The organism is Flammeovirga pectinis (assembly GCF_003970675.1).
In the GTDB taxonomy this organism is placed as follows: domain Bacteria; phylum Bacteroidota; class Bacteroidia; order Cytophagales; family Flammeovirgaceae; genus Flammeovirga; species Flammeovirga pectinis.
Genome location: NZ_CP034562.1, coordinates 1,669,332 through 1,687,767, shown reverse-complemented (window position 1 = coordinate 1,687,767; position 18,436 = coordinate 1,669,332). Strand labels below are relative to the sequence as shown.

General features: G+C 32.5%; 16 protein-coding genes. 12 read left to right on the top strand and 4 right to left on the bottom strand.

Annotated elements, in window-relative coordinates; translation table 11 throughout:
* The first annotated feature begins 13 nt into the window (after positions 1-13).
* Together EI427_RS06755 and EI427_RS06750 are read left to right on the top strand one after the other, a co-directional pair.
* Positions 14-2,278 (top strand): M1 family metallopeptidase, encoded by a 2,265-nt coding sequence (locus EI427_RS06755; RefSeq protein ID WP_126612982.1) that lies wholly within the window; start codon positions 14-16, stop codon positions 2,276-2,278.
* A gap of 160 nt (positions 2,279-2,438) precedes the next feature.
* Positions 2,439-2,840: a YkvA family protein gene (locus EI427_RS06750; protein ID WP_126612980.1), complete on the top strand. Its 402-nt coding sequence runs from the start codon at positions 2,439-2,441 to the stop codon at positions 2,838-2,840.
* A 236-nt stretch (positions 2,841-3,076) separates the two neighbouring features.
* On the opposite strand, the gene EI427_RS06745 is transcribed toward EI427_RS06750, so the two are convergent.
* On the bottom strand, positions 3,077-3,688 hold the full coding sequence (locus EI427_RS06745; RefSeq protein WP_126612978.1) for a hypothetical protein: 612 nt from the start codon (positions 3,686-3,688) through the stop codon (positions 3,077-3,079).
* 227 nt (positions 3,689-3,915) lie between these two features.
* Here EI427_RS06745 and EI427_RS06740 point away from each other — a divergent pair, with 227 nt between their 5' ends.
* The 6 genes from EI427_RS06740 to nadE all read left to right on the top strand — a co-directional run bounded on the left by EI427_RS06740 (position 3,916) and on the right by nadE (position 10,911).
* The gene (locus EI427_RS06740) at positions 3,916-4,566 is read left to right on the top strand and encodes a DUF4136 domain-containing protein (protein ID WP_126612976.1); all 651 of its coding nucleotides are present in this window, start codon (positions 3,916-3,918) and stop codon (positions 4,564-4,566) included.
* A 2-nt stretch (positions 4,567-4,568) separates the two neighbouring features.
* A complete protein-coding gene (locus tag EI427_RS06735) occupies positions 4,569-5,171 on the top strand; it encodes an OmpW family outer membrane protein (RefSeq protein WP_126612974.1) in 603 nt (200 codons plus the stop codon).
* A 300-nt stretch (positions 5,172-5,471) separates the two neighbouring features.
* The gene (locus EI427_RS06730) at positions 5,472-6,422 is read left to right on the top strand and encodes a metal-dependent transcriptional regulator (protein WP_126612972.1); all 951 of its coding nucleotides are present in this window, start codon (positions 5,472-5,474) and stop codon (positions 6,420-6,422) included.
* On the top strand, positions 6,412-7,185 hold the full coding sequence (locus EI427_RS26130; RefSeq protein ID WP_205727907.1) for a FeoB small GTPase domain-containing protein: 774 nt from the start codon (positions 6,412-6,414) through the stop codon (positions 7,183-7,185). Before EI427_RS06730 ends, EI427_RS26130 begins: the two co-directional genes overlap by 11 nt.
* A 2-nt stretch (positions 7,186-7,187) precedes the next feature.
* On the top strand, positions 7,188-8,609 hold the full coding sequence (locus tag EI427_RS26125; RefSeq protein WP_205727906.1) for a ferrous iron transporter B: 1,422 nt from the start codon (positions 7,188-7,190) through the stop codon (positions 8,607-8,609).
* Positions 8,610-8,922: 313 nt separating this feature from the next.
* Positions 8,923-10,911 (top strand): NAD(+) synthase, encoded by a 1,989-nt coding sequence (gene nadE / locus EI427_RS06720; protein ID WP_126612970.1) that lies wholly within the window; start codon positions 8,923-8,925, stop codon positions 10,909-10,911.
* Between the two features lie 186 nt (positions 10,912-11,097).
* On the opposite strand, the gene EI427_RS06715 is transcribed toward nadE, so the two are convergent.
* A complete protein-coding gene (locus tag EI427_RS06715) occupies positions 11,098-11,673 on the bottom strand; it encodes a hypothetical protein (protein ID WP_126612968.1) in 576 nt (191 codons plus the stop codon).
* Between the two features lie 292 nt (positions 11,674-11,965).
* Here EI427_RS06715 and EI427_RS06710 point away from each other — a divergent pair, with 292 nt between their 5' ends.
* Positions 11,966-12,469, top strand: a complete 504-nt coding sequence (locus EI427_RS06710; RefSeq protein WP_126612966.1) for an HIRAN domain-containing protein — start codon at positions 11,966-11,968, stop codon at positions 12,467-12,469.
* 54 nt (positions 12,470-12,523) lie between these two features.
* The gene (locus EI427_RS06705) at positions 12,524-13,174 is read left to right on the top strand and encodes a YceI family protein (protein WP_126612964.1); all 651 of its coding nucleotides are present in this window, start codon (positions 12,524-12,526) and stop codon (positions 13,172-13,174) included.
* 53 nt (positions 13,175-13,227) lie between these two features.
* Here EI427_RS06705 and EI427_RS06700 read toward each other — a convergent pair whose 3' ends face one another.
* The gene (locus EI427_RS06700) at positions 13,228-13,950 is read right to left on the bottom strand and encodes a DUF4184 family protein (protein ID WP_126612962.1); all 723 of its coding nucleotides are present in this window, start codon (positions 13,948-13,950) and stop codon (positions 13,228-13,230) included.
* 132 nt (positions 13,951-14,082) lie between these two features.
* Positions 14,083-15,039, bottom strand: a complete 957-nt coding sequence (gene miaA, locus EI427_RS06695; RefSeq protein ID WP_126612960.1) for a tRNA (adenosine(37)-N6)-dimethylallyltransferase MiaA — start codon at positions 15,037-15,039, stop codon at positions 14,083-14,085.
* 282 nt (positions 15,040-15,321) lie between these two features.
* Here miaA and EI427_RS06690 point away from each other — a divergent pair, with 282 nt between their 5' ends.
* Together EI427_RS06690 and EI427_RS06685 are read left to right on the top strand one after the other, a co-directional pair.
* On the top strand, positions 15,322-16,863 hold the full coding sequence (locus EI427_RS06690) for a PP2C family protein-serine/threonine phosphatase (RefSeq protein WP_126612958.1): 1,542 nt from the start codon (positions 15,322-15,324) through the stop codon (positions 16,861-16,863).
* A gap of 79 nt (positions 16,864-16,942) precedes the next feature.
* Complete coding sequence (locus EI427_RS06685; RefSeq protein WP_126612956.1) at positions 16,943-18,421, top strand: MltF family protein; 1,479 nt, start codon at positions 16,943-16,945, stop codon at positions 18,419-18,421.
* The last annotated feature ends 15 nt before the right edge of the window (positions 18,422-18,436 follow it).

Genomic DNA, 18,436 nt, shown 5'->3' with positions numbered 1-18,436 from the left:
ATTTAGAAACATAATGAGATTAACATTACTAACCACTTCACTCTTATTTATTGGACTTTCTCAATTGTCTTTTGGGCAAAAAGAGGCATACAATAACAACAAGTTCAAACAACTTGATCAAGAACTTCCAACGCCAAATGCTTACCGCACTGGTTCTGGAGCACCAGGTCATGAATATTGGCAACAAAAAGCAGATTATGTAATCAATGCTTCTTTAGATGAAACTATTCATCAATTAAAAGGAGAGGAAAAAATTACATACACCAACAACTCCCCTAATACATTAAAGTACTTGTGGATTCAGTTGGATCAAAATATGAGAGCTAAGGACTCTAACACTTATAAGATCCAACAAAACAAAATCAAAGACAAAGTATCTCCTAATGGCATTCAAAGCATTGAAGGTTATCCTGAGTATGATGGAGGACATAAAATTGAAGCCGTAACAGATAAAAATGGCAACCCAATTCCTTTCATCATAAATCAAACAATGATGAGAGTTGATATTGCTTCACCTCTTCTTCCTACAGAAACTGTAGAAGTAAATATCAAATGGCATTTTAATATTAATGACAGAACACTTATGGGTGGTCGTGGTGGTTACGAAAGTTTTGCGGATGGCAATTCTCTTTATACAATTACGCAATGGTATCCAAGAATGGCTGTTTATGATGATGTAAATGGTTGGCAAAACAAACAGTTTCTTGGTAATGGAGAATTTGCACTAACTTTTGGCGATTATGATGTTAAACTAACTGTGCCAGCAGATCATATTGTAGCTGCAACAGGTGTTTTACAAGATTCTTCAATTCTTAGTGAGAAGCAATTAGAGCGCATTCAAAAAGCCAAATTTGCAGAAAAACCTGTAGAAATTGTTACGCATAAAGAAGCAATCAAAAACGAAAAGAAAAAAGATAAAGGCACAAAAACATGGCATTACAAAGCCGAAAATGTAAGAGACTTTGCACTTGGTAGTTCTAGAAAATTTATCTGGGATGCAATGGGTGTAGAAGTTGATGGCAAAAGAGTGATGGCAATGTCTTATTACCCTAAAGAAGCATATGAACTGTACAATAGGTATTCTACAGAAGCTGTTGCACATACTTTAGAGGTATATTCTAAATTTACATTTACTTACCCTTACCCTGTTGCTATTTCTGTTGAAGCAGACAATGGAATGGAATATCCAATGATCTGTTTTAATTATGGTCGTGTAGACGAAAAAGGTCATTATTCTAAACGTACTAAGTACGGTATGCTTTCTGTAATTATTCATGAAGTTGGTCATAATTACTTTCCTATGATTGTAAACTCTGATGAACGCCAATGGACTTGGATGGATGAAGGATTAAACTCTTTCTTACAATTTTTAGCAGAGCAAGAATGGGAAGAAGGTTACCCCTCTATGGAAGGTTTCCCTGAGTTAATTACAGATTACATGAAAGGTAATCCTGATAATATTTCGCCAATTATGACAAATTCTGAATCAATTCATCAATTTGGTTATAATGCTTACTCTAAACCTGCCACTGCTCTTAATATTTTAAGAGAGACAGTTATGGGGAGAGAACTTTTTGATTATGCCTTTAAAGAGTATGCAAAAAGATGGAAATTTAAACACCCTACTCCTGCTGATTTCTTTAGAACAATGGAAGATGCTTCTGGTGTAGATTTAGATTGGTTCTGGAGAGGATGGTTTTATACTATTGAACCTTGTGATATTAGTATAAAAAATGTTCAGTTTGAAGATTTCAATACGCAAGACCCTTCTATTGAAGAGCCTAAGAGAAAATCAGAAAGAGATGAGCAGCCGCTTACAATAACGGAAATTCATAACACTGAAGAAAACCTTCCAAGACGAATAGATCGTAAACCTGAATTAAAAGATTTTTACAACACCTATGATCCTCTTGATGTTTCTAAAGAAGAAACGGAAAAGTACAAACGTTATTCATCTTCTTTAAACGAAAATGATAAACAGTGGATTAAAGAAGGACATTTTGTATATCAGGTAGATTTTGAAAATGTTGGCGGTTTAGTAATGCCTATTATTATTGAACTTCAATATGCTGATGGATCAAAAGATAAAAAATACATCCCAGCTGAAATCTGGAAAAAAGACGACAAGGTAGTTTCTAAAGTATTTGTTTGTGATAAAGCAATAAAACAATTCGTTTTAGATCCTAATAGAGAAACTGCGGATATTGATACGTTCAATAATTACTTCCCTAGAAAAGAAAATACTAGTCGCTTTAAATTATATAAGGCAAATCATTAATTCTTTTCAGCACTTGCTGCTACGAATACTAATGAACTAGTAGATTAAATACAGACTCATTCAATTAATTTTGGGTGAGTCTTTTTTCTTTTATAAATTGATATAATCATTCATCAAATTGTCTGGTAAATAGACAACCATAAGTAATTGAGTAACCAACATGAATAATAAAGAAATTGCTAAGATGCTTAGCGAACAAGTAGTTAAACTTGGAAGTAAATTTTCAGAAAAAGGGTTTTGGAATAAGGTGGGTAGATTTGCAAAAAAAGCAGGTCTTAAATTATCATTTTATGCAACAACATTATATTATACAATGATAGATGAAGATACACCAAATGCTTCTAAATTATTAATAATGGGTGCCTTGGGTTATTTTATTATGCCCCTAGATTTAATACCTGATATAGCTCCTGGTATTGGTTTTACAGACGATTTAGCGGCTTTAACTACTGCTTTTGTGAATGTTGCAATGCACATTAAACAGGAACATAAAGAGAATGCACTATTCCAATTACAAAAATTATTTGGCAACGATCTAACGCTTGAGGAAGTAGAATTATAAGTAATTCTATTTATGTACTATTTCATAGGTACATGTATTCTTATACAAATTGTGTGTTTTTATTCCTTAATTTTTCAAGTTCATTGACTAACATTTTTTCATGAAGAATTAGTAGAATTTCATAAAAAGAACCGTTAAAATCTTCACTCGTTTAAGCAGAGCGAGTTTTGAAGATTTTAGGTAGATATTATGAATTTTTTGCTTCGTTTTTATTTCAAGACAAAATGAAGACGAAGTTACATCAACGTAGCAAACACAGTATTATAACTCCATTCATACCCTTTATCTGCAATAGCTGTCACGATTTTAGCTTTATGACTTTCAAGAAATTTTGGTTTTAAACGCGTATCAATATTTGTCATTTGAGCTACTATCCCACCAAAAGAAACGGCTCTAGCAGATTTACGCAGATTGCTTCCTAGAATTTCAATCATTCTTAATAATAACCTCTCTTCTAAAGGCAATGAAGTATCTAGCTCCTTAATTACCTCTTTCTTTTTAATAACAACAGCTTCCATACTTTTTTCTTTATTGCTTGTAGAAACTACAGTCATTTCTACCTGTTGTTTATCACTCTTAACTCCAATTATATCGGTAATAGCGTAATTTGAAGTAATGGTATCAGCATCTCTCGCTAATCCACTTGTATAATTTTTTTCAACAGTTATTAAACCGAGTTTTAGCAACTTTCTTTTAGCTCTGCTGATTACAGATAAAGAAACGTTCAATTCGTCTGCCACAGCATTATTGGGTTCTGCAAAAGGAGAGTTTAGAATGTAATATTGAAATACAATAGCTTCTGTAGGGTTTAAATCTCCTTCTCGAATATAATCAAAAATAGATTTCATATTTATTATACGTTTTAGGTTGTGTCAAATTCGAGTAGAGTAAATATAAAGAATTAATAAATAATTTAAAACATCTTAAATAGTAGCCAATAACACTTTACAACGCTTAATCTTTCATAAGATAAATTAAATACTAGTTAAGACTTAAACTGTTTTCAAATGTTTAAGTATAATTTACATTATAAACTTAATTTTATTTTTGAAAACGCAATTAACCAAACAATCAAATGAAAAACCTGAGTTCAAAAATACTATCTGCAATTGCTATGTTAGCATTGCTGATAGGTTGTAACCCTCAAGGTCCAGAGAAAGCATCTGATTATGATGTAGTTATTACAAACTATGACAAAAGTGCTGAATTTGGCAACATTACTACTTTTGGTATGCCTTGGAAAGTTACGCATGTAGGCGACACAACCGAAAGTGAAAATTCGGAAATGGACCTCGTAATCTTAAACACGACAAAAGCTGAATTGGAGAAAATGAATTACCGTTATCTCCCAGAAACTTCTACAGAAAAACCAGATGTAGTAGCATTATGTTATGCTGTAACAACAACTACGGTACATTCTTGGTGGAATTGGTGGGGAGGTTACCCAGGTTGGGGATATCCTAGCTATCCGGGTTACCCATGGTATCCTTACCCTGTACAAGGTATTTATGCCTATCAAAAAGGTACTATCATGATCGAGTTGGCAAATAATACGCCTACGCATTTACCTGCTGCAGAATCTGATAGTGTGCTCATACCAATTATTTGGGAAGGCGTAACAAATGGCTTTACAACAAATTCACAAAACGAAATGATGAGGGCTGAAAAGAACATTCAACAAATGTTTGTTCAATCTCCTTATTTAATGTCTAATTCTTCAAATTAATCATGATGAAAAAAATACTTTCAATAGTGATCACTCTTGTTGGGTTAACAGCAGGAACATCTTTTGCACAAACAAATATTATAGGTCTATCCTACTCTATGGCGGCTCCAATGGGAAGCACTTCCGACTTTATTGGAGAAAATAGTTTTAGAGGTGGAACATTTGATTATAGACACTTTGTAAACCCAAATATGAGTATTGGTTTTAGTGTTGGTTACCAAAGGTTTTATCAAAGTAAAGGATATACCACTGCACCAACGCCAGGTAGTGATGGTCATATCTCAGGTGAAAATTATTCTTACATAGATGAGTTTCCATTAATGGCTACTTTCCATTATTACTTTGGTCAAGAAGGTGGAATTAGACCGTATGTTGGTGGCGGTATCGGTGCTGCTCATTTTGAGTATACAGACCAGATTGGCTCTATTGGTTATGTTAGTAAGCAATGGCATTTTAACATTGCTCCAGAAGTAGGTGTTTTAGTCCCTCTGGGTATAAATACTTATCTAATGAGTAGTATAAAATATAATTATGCCGCTCCTGCAGGAGGAATTGATGCACAACAATATTGTAGTTTCAATATCGGAATTGCATTTGATATGTAGAAATACATATTTTATAAAAAATTATGCTCTGGTAAAGTATAATAAATTCGGGAGGTTAACGTGTATGCGTTAGCCTCTTTTTTTATTAATTAAACCAGAATAATGTACTCCATTACACTCAAAACTACTTAAAAGTCAATTAATAACTCTTTTTTTAGACAAGCCTAAAAATTTATTTATATTTGTATAATTAAGGTATCAAACAATTGATCATTTAGTACTAGAAATAGATTTTCTAATTTCTTAAATAAATACGGATCAATTATATACCAAGTATCTAAAAATAGCAATGCTATTCTAATGAAAAGATTATTTAAATGGCTTGGAAGTTTATCTAACAACAAGCTTAGTATAAATATTATTAAAGAAGATCTATTAAAAACGCTTTTCAAAAACGAAGAGGTTCTTTCTACTAGTACTTCTTTATCTTTAGGAAATCAACTTGAATATACCAATGAACAGATTTCTGAAGCGCTAGGTTTATTAATTGAAGATGCTAAAATTAGCACAAACAATGGTACATATCAATTACAAGATAGTGGAACCCAAGATGCTCTTCAACTTATAAGAAGGCATCGCCTTTATGAAAAATATTTAGCCGAAAAAACAGGGTTTTCTAAAGTAAACTGGCATAGAAAAGCAGAAGAAATGGAACATCATTTATCAAATGATGAAGTCGAAAAAATGGCGAAAGAACTAGGTAATCCTCGTTTTGACCCTCATGGAGACCCTATTCCAACTAGAGAAGGTATTCTTCCTAAATTAAAAGGAATACCTCTTTCTGATGTAAAACATAATGCCATTGTAAAGATTCTTCATATTGAAGATGAACCAAGAGCTGTTTATAAAGAGTTAATTACAAAAGGAATTCACATTGGCTCAATCATGGCTGTAAATTTAACAACCTCTGTGTATTCAACAGAAGGTCATGGACATCATTTCTCTAAAGATGAAATGAAGAACATTACAGTTTTAGTGATAGAAGAAACAGAAGATATTCCTAAAGGCGTAGTTAGGCTTACAACCTTAAAACTTGGTGAAAAGGCAGTAATTACTGGGTTATCGCAAGAATGTAGAGGAGCGAATAGAAGAAGGCTTCTTGATTTAGGTTTTGTAAAAGGTTCAAAAATTAAAATTAATATGATCAGTCCCCTATCTGATCCTAAAGCATTTTTAATAAGAGAAACACTTATTGCTTTAAGAAAAGAACAAACAGACATGATCTTAATTAAGAAAATAGATGCAGAATAAATCACAATCACCGTGTGGAACTTGTGGTCAGAATCCGCAAAGTAAATTAAAGAAATTAGGTGTAGATGTAGACAATACTGATTACGTAGTGGCATTGGCAGGAAACCCAAACACTGGTAAAAGTACTGTTTTTAATAGTCTTACAGGTTTAAAACAACATACTGGTAACTGGCCAGGTAAAACTGTGGGTAGAGCCGAAGGTGGTTTTATCTATGCTGATAGTAGTTTTAAAATAATAGACCTACCAGGCACCTATTCTCTTATGTCTACTTCTGAAGACGAAGAAATTGCACGAAATTTTATTCTTTTCGGTAAACCTGATGTTACCATTATTGTTGTTGATGCAGGTCGATTAGAAAGAAATTTAAACCTCGCTCTTCAAATTCTTGAAATTACAGACAAGGCTGTTCTTTGCCTCAATTTAATTGATGAAGCAGAAAGACATAACATTAAGGTAGATCAAAGAACATTATCTAAAGACTTAGGTATACCTGTTGTTGCCACAAGTGCTTTAAGAGGTATCGGTATACCAGAACTACTTAAAACAGTAGATGATGTGGCAAAAGGTAAAATTATTTGCAAACCGCATCGCATTAAAAATGTCCCGAAAGAAATTGATTCAAGAGTAAAGAAAATTCAAGAATCAATAGAAAAAATATACCCAGGTATTCCAAATAGTAGATGGATTGCTTTCCGATTATTGGATGGTGATGAAGATATTATTAAGGCAATAAAAGAGGGTGAATTTATTAACAATAAGTAAGAATGGATAAGAATAAAGCTATCGATGACTTATTATCTGATGCAGCAGAAACCCGTTGGGAAATAGGTCAGGATTTTCACGATAAATTATCTGAAAGTATATATGCCAATGCTGCCACAATTGCAGATAGTAATGTTATCAAAACCGGCGAAAAAGAAAACTTCAATCTAGACAGAGCAATCGATAGAGTTGTAACAAGTCCTATATGGGGTTTTCCAATAATGTTTTTTGTATTGGCCATTGTATTATGGTTAACAATAATAGGCTCAAATTATCCCTCTCAATTTTTAGCGTATATACTTTTAGACAATGTCTATGAAGTTTTAAGAACAGCGGTTTTAAATAGTGGCATGCCTTGGTGGTTAGGTGGGTTTCTTGTAGATGGCGTTTTTCTATCTTTAGCATGGGTAATTTCAGTAATGTTACCTCCTATGGCTATATTTTTCCCACTATTTACCATTCTCGAAGATCTTGGTTATTTACCAAGAATTGCTTTTAACCTCGATGCTCTTTTTAAAAAATCTGGCGCTCATGGTAAACAGGCACTTACAATGAGTATGGGTTTTGGATGTAATGCTGCAGGCGTTGTTGCTACAAGAATTATTGATAGTCCAAGAGAAAGGTTAATTGCAATTATCACAAATAATTTTTCTTTGTGTAATGGGCGTTGGCCTACGCAAATATTATTGGCTACCATCTTTATTGGTGCTGTAGTACCAGATAGTTACAAAAACTTAGTATCTACTATTTCGGTTATTGGAGTTGCAGTTTTAGGGATTGGGCTAACTTTTATGGTTTCTTATTTCCTATCACATACGATGCTTAAAGGTGAAGTTTCTTCTTTTACATTAGAACTCCCTCCATATAGAAAACCAAGAATATTACAAACAATATACACCTCACTTATTGATAGAACTTTAATTGTTCTTTGGAGAGCTTGTCTATTTGCAGCTCCAGCAGGTGCAATTATTTGGCTTGTATGTAATGTAAATGTGGGAGAAAATTCTATCGCAACTTGGTTAATAGACTTCTTCGATCCATTTGGTTTAATGATTGGTTTAAACGGTGTAATTATTTTAGCTTATATATTGGCTATCCCTGCCAACGAGGTTGTTATACCAACAATTTTAATGCTTACGGTTATGACATCTAGCATTACTGGTTTTGGCTCTGGAGATGGCGTAATGTTCGAATTAGACTCTATGAGCAATACGCACGATGTATTAATTGCTGGTGGTTGGACACTTTTAACGGCTATTAATGTAATGTTGTTTAGTCTTATTCATAACCCCTGTAGCACCACAATTTACACCATATACAAAGAAACGGGTAGTAAACGTTGGACAACAGTTGCTTCAATTCTCCCTGTAATTATGGGGTTAGTTGTTTGTTTTGTTGTTGCTCAAATCTATAATTTCTTTTAAAAGATTCATGACTGTTTTTTACTTATTCCCCTCTCAATAAAGGAGGATTGTAATTGACTTTGACTTTTTTGTTTCGCTTTTGTGTAAAACCTAAAATGAAGAAGAAATAAGGTTTTAGTTTGATAAGCTATAAAGTTTTAAAAAAGCCTTGTTAAGATAGTATAGAAGAAGCTTTAAGAAATAGAGAGGTTGTATTGAATTCCTAAGAAGGAGTTTCAATACAACCTTTTTCTTTTATAAAATCTAAATACTTATTGTATTTTTGTAGATTACTTATCAAGTAGTGATTGATAAAAACATAAAATATTTTATGATGAATCTTATAAAAGTTGCGGGTGCCGAGTTAAATCAAACTCCTTTAGATTGGTACAACAACTATCAAAATATATTAACGGCAATTCAAACGGCCAAAAAAGATAAAGTAAGCATTTTATGTCTTCCAGAGTTATGCTTAACTGGCTATGGTTGCGAAGATGCCTTTTATGCCCCTAATACAGAAGAACAAGCCTTAGAATTATTAGGTAATTTACTACCAGAAACAAAGGGTATTGTTGTCTCGGTTGGACTTCCATTAAGACATCAAAATAAATTATATAATACAGTTGCTTTAATTGCTAATGGTAAAATACTTGGCTTTGTAGCTAAAAAACATCTAGCAGGAAATGGCATCCATTACGAACCAAGATGGTTTACACCTTGGGAAGAAGGTGAAGTATCTTCCATTTCTTTCTCTGATGAGGTAAATGATAAATTGAATAGTAACTCCTTCCCTTTTGGAGATTTATTATTTGATGTTAAAGGTGTAAGAATTGGTTTTGAAATCTGTGAAGATGCATGGGTTGCCAATAGGCCGGGAAGATCTTTATATAAAAAAGGAGTTGATATAATTTTAAACCCTAGCGCAAGTCATTTTGCATTTGATAAGCTTGATGTACGTAAGCGTTTTGTATTAGAAGGCTCTCGTGCTTTTGGAGTAGGTTACATTTACGCTAATTTACTAGGAAACGAATCTGGCAGGGCTATTTATGATGGAGGTGTTATGATTGCTCTTTCAGGAAAATTACTTGCCATAAGTAAGCGTTTTTCTTTCAAAAACTGTAAAGTAACTACGGCTACATTAGATATTGATATTGCTCGTTTGGCACAAATTCAAAGCCATACATCAAATATTGGAGTAGCACAGATAGAAGTCATTCATTCAAGTTTTGATATTCCTAGAACAATCCCTGAAAAACATTCTCCTGTTGAAGCAAGTTGGGAACATTCTCAATTTATAAAAGAAGAAGAATTTGGGAGAGCCGTTGCGTTGGGTCTTTTTGATTATATGCGAAAAAGCTATTCTAAAGGTTTTGTTGTCTCTTTAAGTGGTGGAGCAGATTCTTCTGCAATTGTTACTTTAATCCATTTAATGATTGAAATGGGTAGTGAAGATTTAGGGTTAGAGAATTTTAAAGCTAAACTAAATTACTTTACTGCATTAACACCTTGTACTACTACAAAAGAAGTTTGTCATCAGGTACTCACTACGGCGTACCAGCCTACAGAAAATAGTGGAGATGTTACCTTTAATGCCGCAAAATTTTTAGCTGAAGCTGTTGGTGCAAAATTTTTCAATGTAGATGTAAACCCTATGTTTAAAGGGTATGTCAACGCCATTGAGACATCAATAGAAAGAAAGTTAACCTGGGAACAAGACGATATTACATTACAAAATATACAAGCAAGAGTACGTGCCCCTTCGGTATGGATGCTCGCAAATATTAATGGTGCGTTGTTATTATCTACGTCTAATAGATCTGAAGCAGCCGTTGGTTATGCCACTATGGATGGTGATACAAGCGGTGGTTTAAGCCCTATTGCTGGAATTGATAAGAACTACTTAAGAAGTTGGTTAAGATGGATGGAAACAAATGGTGTCGACAATAAATGGAATATACCTGCTTTGTCGTATGTAAATGATCAGCAACCAACTGCAGAGCTTCGTCCAAAAGATTCTAAACAGACGGACGAAGGTGATTTAATGCCTTACGATGTGCTTGAAGAAATTGAAAAGTTAGCCATTAGAGATAAAAAATCGCCAAAAGAGTGTTTGGAATTTTTAAAAGCTACACACCCTGAAACTTCATCAGATAGTATTAAAGCATGGATTACTAAGTTCTTTAGGTTATGGAGTAGAAATCAATGGAAAAGAGAACGATACGCTCCTTCTTTTCATTTAGATGACAAAAATTTAGACCCTAAAACATGGTGTAGATTCCCTATTTTAAGTGGAAGTTTTGCAAAAGAATTAGCAGAAATGTAAAAACCCACATAGGTTATTTATTATATAGTGATCAAAAAAAGGATCTATGAAATTTGAACTTCATAGATCCTTTTTTTACTATCTGTATTTGAAATTAGATGTCCTAGGACTCATGTCAACTTCAAAATGGTGCTTATACTTAACATCTGAAGACTACAGCTACTTTATTTTTTTTATTAAAATTAGTTATTCATCTTCATATTTTCGTTTCAATACTTCATTCATAATAAAAGCATCTTTTAACCTTGAAGGGGAACTAAATAATGAAGTCACTTTTTTCTTCTTAGGTTTAGATTTTCGTGATTTCACTTTTTTAGCTTTTACTTGTTCATCAACATTCTTTTCGTCAGAAGCATAATCGTCGTTCCAATCATACGTATCTTCTTCCTCATCCTCTTCGTAATAATCGTTTCTACCCGATACGTTTTCAGGACTATATTGATCTAATTCTTCTCCTAGCCTTTTCTCTGTTCTTTCTTTATCTAAAGGATTTAAATCTCTTTGTGACTCCGTAATTTTAGAAGGGTCTGCTAATATTTTTAATAAATCTGTAAAAGATTGAGGTTTTTGAGTTACTGTATTTTGTTCCGGTTCATCCTGATAGGAAGTATCGTAATTCTTATCGTTTTTTGGAGGTAGTACAGTCTCGCTATTTATATGCTCACTTACTTTATTTTTCTTGCTTTTTTTGCCAAGATTAGAAAGAAACCAATAAACTAATATACCGAATATTGAAATTGCTATTTCCTGAATACTGTCCATGAAGCTTTGTTCTTATTGATTTTAATTAATAGACTTTACCTATTGTTAATTTAATATGTAAGAAGTAATTAAAGCCTACTTCCTACTTATTCTTTTAAAGATACATAGTTTACTAGAAAAAGTAATAACTAAAATTCCTCTATTTCTACTTTTAGAATAAATTTAACGGTGTATTCTAATTAATATGTGATGGTTCATTACATTTTGAGCATTTTAATTATAATTTTGATCAAAATATTTTTTGTAGGATAGTAATCTATTAATTTCGAAAAAATTAAATCAAACAAGCAACATGAGTATAGTATTCTGGGTAATCGTTATTGGAGGATTTGCGCTTACATTGTTTATTCTATCAAAAACTAGTAAAAAGAAAAAAGCCAACTTACTTGAAAAACAAAAGGAAGAAACAAACAATTATGATAGGTACATGAGTAGATTTGATGATCCTTCAGTTTTATCAAAATTAGATACTCAACTCTGTAGTGTTGCAGGTACGCGTTACGCAAATGATGACACAGGTGAAAACAGACAAGATATTTTGAAAGATTCCAAAGTAGGTGATCTTCTTATGCTTTTACCTGATGAACTAAATAGATACGACGACGCTGCCATTAAAGTCGTTCGGTTAAACGGAAAACAAATTGGTTTTTTAGATATGGATATATCTGTAGAAATAAAATCAAGATTAATGAGTGGGTCTCCTGTTGAAGCTAGAATTAAACGCTTATTAAAAAAAGGAAGTGTAATTGAAGCTGAGATCGAACTCCAACGTTATAGCCGTAAAATTAAGAAATAGGCAACCTAAAAATTAGAAAAATCAACTCATCGATAATCATATAATTTCAAAAAAATGAAAAACATCTTTAATAATGTCATCTGGGTAGCATTAATTGCTATTGCAGCATCTTGTGGAACTTCTTCTAATAAAACAGAGAAATCATCTACAACTAAAACAGAAGCTACAGAAGCTCATTCGCATACACATTATTCTTATGATCCTGCAGCTACTGTAGTATCTTTTACCGCTTTCAAAACAACTGATAAAGTTGGTGTAAACGGAAAATTTGAGAAGTTTGATGTAAAAACTCAAACTACAGAAGTAGAGAACGCAATTGATATCCTAAATGGTTTATCGTTCTCTATTCCTGTAAATTCTGTGGAAACAAACGACAAAAGTAGAAATGGCAAAATTGTAAAATACTTCTTTGGTACTTTAGCAAATACAGCTGATATTACTGGTGTAGTAAAAAGCGTAAATGCAGGTAAAGCTCTTGTCGCAATTACTATGAACGGTATTACAAAAGACGTAGAATTAACTGCTAAAGCTGATAAGAACGTTGTTGTTCTTAAAGGTGTAATTGACGTAGTAAATTGGAACGGAATGGATGCAATCAATGCATTAAATAAAATTTGCTATGATTTACATAAAGGTGCTGATGGCAAAAGTAAATTATGGTCTGATGTAGATTTATTTATCAAAGCTAAATTAGCAACAAAGTAAATAACCTACTCTTTTTGTATAAAGGCTTCTTTTCATGTAAAGGAAGCCTTTTTTTAGTGGCTTTTTTTCATGTGTTTCCATCGAAAACACACTATTACTAACGCATAGAATAAAGCTCCTCCTATTAATATCCCCCAATCCCATAAAACATAAGGACGCTCACTTAATAGGTTTCGAATGGTAACAATCACCCCCACTATACACACCAATTCCAACATAAATAAAGGCCATAAGGAAAAGTCTTTAAATGATTGAATAGTAGCGGACAAATCAAAATAAACTAAACCTAACCATACTAAATGGGCTAAACCAAAAAATGAAATAAATAACCATATAAACAAATGCACATTCATTTCTATAGTCTCCGTTAATTGAATTTCCTTAAAAAGGAATGGTAAATCTTTTACAAAATACCCTTCTTCACCAGTTATTGCATCCAATAAAAAATGTGACCCTATACCTATTAATAATGATACTAAAATGGCCCAAAAAGGATACTTATTCCCACGAAAATCTACTTTAAACCGAATTGGTGAAACCTTATTTAAGATTGGCTTAAAAAGGTACTTAGTAATATAATAAACCAAAATCCCAATTGGTAGATCAAAAGTGAGAATCCCTAATAGTGAATGTCCAACTTTTGCACTTGGTTCCATAATAAAAAAATGCTCAAAATCAGGTATCATACTCCCTATTACCATAGCGGAAATTGATAATACATGGTGGTAACGTATTAAAGGTAGTATAGCACTTGGGTGAGCAAAAGTGATTGGCATAAATCTGATAATAAGTAGGTTACAATAGCCTAATATAGAAATTCTACTTACTTATATCAATAATTATTTAATAGTATCCCTCAAAATGTGATATTTCCAATGGACTGATGTGATAACACAAATTAAAAATTATTAAAATTTAAGTCCTTCTACTTTTTCTAAAACAAAATCCATCTTTTTATGCATTTCCCATTCAACAGGAATCCAATTTAAAGCTGTTTTTTTCTCCATTCTTCTAAACCAAGTCATCTGACGTTTTGAAAATTGTTGGATTGATTTTAACAACACAGTACGCATTTCATCATAAGAACACTCACCTAATAAATACTCGGTAATATGACGGTATTCAAGGCCATAGCTTCTTAATTTCTTATCGTCAATATCTTTTAATAATGCTGCTACTTCTTCTATCATCCCCTCATTTAAACGTTCATCTAAACGTTTTTCAATCTTATTCCAACGTGTTTCTTTATCAATAGAAAGTGCAAAATTGTAAGTAGGTAATTCTTTAAAATTGATAGGATGATATTCAGTTTGCGGTTTATATTTAAGGAAATGTTCAATCTCAATGGCTCTAATCAAAGAACGTTCTCTATGTGATATCCCCTCTAATTGTGCTAATTTGTTCGGTGCTAAATTCTTATAAAAATCAAGTAACTGATCTAAATCTAGAGTATACAGCTCCTCTCGAATTGTTTCGTTTCTCGGAATCCAAACTTCTTCGTATCCTTTCAAGGTAACCGCCTCTATATAAAGGCCTGTCCCGCCACATAAAACGGGAATGGCTTCATTTCTTAAAATCTTATCTACTGCTTCAGCATATTTTTTCTGAAATAGATACAAGTTAAAATCATCTCCAGGGTCACAGATATCTATTAAATGATAAGGTATTTTCTTTCCATCCACCTCATAATCAAACAAGTCTTTACCTGTACCAATATCCATTCGTTTAAAAACCTGACGAGAATCTGCACTGATAATTTCTCCATTAATTTTTGAAGATAATTGTGTTGCTAAGCCAGTTTTACCACTTGCAGTTGGCCCTGTAATAACAAGTAATGGAGTATTTAAAGATTTTTCTTGTGACATATCAATAAAAAATACATTTTCTCAGAAAAGAATACGAAATTAAATAAGAAAGTAAGCAACCATAAGTTACGTGATAAAATTTAACACAATGTAACCCAAAAAGCAGTTTTAAATACACTAAAATTTATAGATGTCTACTTTAATTTGATTTTATATTTACACAAATTTAGTAGAACAATTAAATAACAGGAGTTTATTCCTAAAGATATTGGAATTGTTATCAATCTAATTATCATAACACTTAAAAATTACTCGCAGCTATTCATTTCCTCATCAGAATAAATGTCAACTAAAACACACATAGAAAACCCTAATATTACTTTTATTGGCAGTATTAAAAAACAAATAATTGATGCTGTAGTTCAAGAAACACGAAGAGAGGCAGATAGAAACTTTTTCTTGTTCTCTGTATTAATGTCTGTTGGTGGATTAACCTGGGGCATTTTAGCCTTATATTTTGGTTTAACTGTACCCAGTATTATCCCTTTTGGATATGTAATTTTCAGTGGTATAAACCTTACTATCTGGATAAAAACAGATAATAAACGCATTTGTAAGGCACTTCAAACTTTTTTCTCAATTCTTCTTCCTTTTGTCTTTCAAATCATTTTAGGAGGTTCCAAATCTACAGGCGTTGTAATGATCTGGTCTTTATTTGCATTAACCTCCACCCTCGCTTTTTATAAAGGTAAATCACTTTTCTATTGGCTCGTAATTTTTGTACTTCTTTTAGGCATTGTAATTTTAATAGATCACGAGATAGAACATATTACGCCAGAATCATTACGAAATTATCAAATATTCAATCTTTTATTGATGATCAATTTCTCTATGATTTCTTCTATGCTCTTCTTCCTTTCTAAGTTTTTTGTTGATCAACAATTAAAAACAATGGATGAATTAGTTGAAACAAATGGTCAGTTGATTGCTGCCGAAGAAGAAGTGAGACAAAACTCTGAAGAAATATTTGTAATGAATGATATGCTTAAAGAAAGTAATCAAAAGTTAGAAGACGCCTATGTTGAATTAGAGAAATCAAAAGATAATCAGATTGAACAAATGAGTCATGCCATTTTTGAAAGTATTGATTATGCTAAAAATATTCAGAGTTGCTTCCTTCCTCAATTACACCGTTTTCCTGATCTTGTAAAAGATGGGTTTATTTTATTCAAGCCTAGAGATGTCGTTTCTGGCGATTTCTATTGGTTTTATAAACATGAGCAATACCGCGTTATTACTGCTGTAGATTGTACAGGACATGGAGTTCCCGGTGCTTTCATGTCTCTTCTTGGTGCCGAAGCCTTAAATAGTATTATTGTTTTAAGACAAATTTTCGAGTCAGATCAAATTCTAAATGAACTTGATAAAATGATTCGAAAAAAGTTAAAACAAGACACCACTAATAATAAAGATGGAATGGACCTTTCTCTTACTGTTTTCAATACAGAAACAAAAAAAGTATCTTTTTCAGGAGCTAAAAATCCGTTGATTTATATTAAAGACAATGAATTGAATTTTATAAAAGGCGACAGGCAACCTATAGGAATGTTCCATCCAGATCAAACTCCTAATCCCTTTACAAAGCACGAGTTTGATTATGATTCTTCGATGTCTTTTTATTTGTATAGCGATGGTTTTCAAGATCAATTTGGTGGACCAAAGATGAAAAAATTCATGCCTAAAAAACTGAAAGAAGCCTTATTCAATCAGCATCATCTTAAAATGAGTGTTCAACTAAATATGCTGAAAACTATTTTTTCTACATGGAAAAAAGACGAACAACAAACCGATGATGTACTTGTAATTGGGTTTACTATGGACTAACAGTTTTTTTAATTATTGTAATATTTTTATCTTTGATATGATATCTATAACAGATATTTAAACTAACGAATTACTTTTAATGAATTACAGGCAAAAATTTATAACGCTGTTTTATATACTTTTTATTTTTCTTTTCTCGTGTTCTACGCCTAAAAATGCCGAGCATACTACTGAAAAAGAAGTAATTGAAACCGAAGCTTTAGACACTGTTGTTTTCAGTAATAAAGACCTTCCAGAGATTAAAGAAAGAGGACATTTAAAAGCGCTTACAGCTTACAGTTCTACCTCTTACTTTATTTACAAAGGCCAATCTATGGGCTATGAGTATGAGTTACTTAAGAAACTTTCTGAAGACTTAAATTTAGAATTAAAGCTGCACGTTATTAAAAATATTGACAGCCTTAGTTTAAGCTTAAAAGATGGTACAGGCGATTTAATTGCGTATGGATTAGCTATCACTAAAGATAGACAACAGAATATTGATTTCACTACTTCTCTAATGCAAGTAAAGCAGGTTTTAATTCAGAAAAAACCAAGTAATTGGAGAAAGATACCTAAGCATAAAACAGATGCTCAGCTCATTAGAAATGTAGTTGATTTGGCCGACAAAGAAGTACATGTAAGAGAGCATACACCTTACCATTTAAGGCTAAAAAACCTCGAAACAGAAACTGGTGAAGATATAAATATTGTTTTTGCAGATAAAAATACTTCTACCGAAGAATTAATTAGACAGGTATCTACTGGAGAAATTCCATACACTGTTGCTGATGAAAATATAGCAAAAGTAAACAGTACGTACTATAGTAACATTGATTATGAAACTGCAATGAGCTTTCCGCAAAGAATTGCTTGGGCTACTCGTAAACAATCTCCGGAATTAAAAAAAGCTATCAATCATTGGTTAGATAGCATGAAAAATACGACTGATTTCTACGTGATCTACAATAAATATTTTAAGAATGTTAGAGCACAACACAAACGTTTTGATAGTAAATATTTCAGCTCTGTAGAACACAGAGGTTTATTGTCTAAATACGATGAAATTATTAAGGAAAATGCCAAAGCTATTGATTGGGATTGGTTACTCCTCTCTTCATTAATTTATCAAGAATCAAAATTTGAACCTCATGCTAAATCATGGGTTGGTGCTGTTGGTTTAATGCAATTAATGCCGGCCACTGCCAAACAATATGGAGCTCATAACCCTAGAGATCCTAGGCAAAACATTCGTGCGGGTTCAAAATATTTAAAATGGCTTGATGGCTTTTGGAAACATATTGAAGATCCTGATGAACGTTTAAAGTTTATTTTAGCTTCTTACAACACAGGACAAGGGCATGTACAAGATGCACAACGACTGGCTAAAAAATACAAGCACGATCCTACTATTTGGGACGGTAATGTAGAAAAATACTTACTTCTAAAAAGTAGAAAAACATATTATAGAGACGAGGTAGTTCGCTTTGGCTATGCTAGAGGAAGTGAACCTGTACACTACGTACAAAGTATTTTAGCCCGATATAAAAGTTATGATGAGTTATTAAGAAATAATTAACATATCAATAACTAG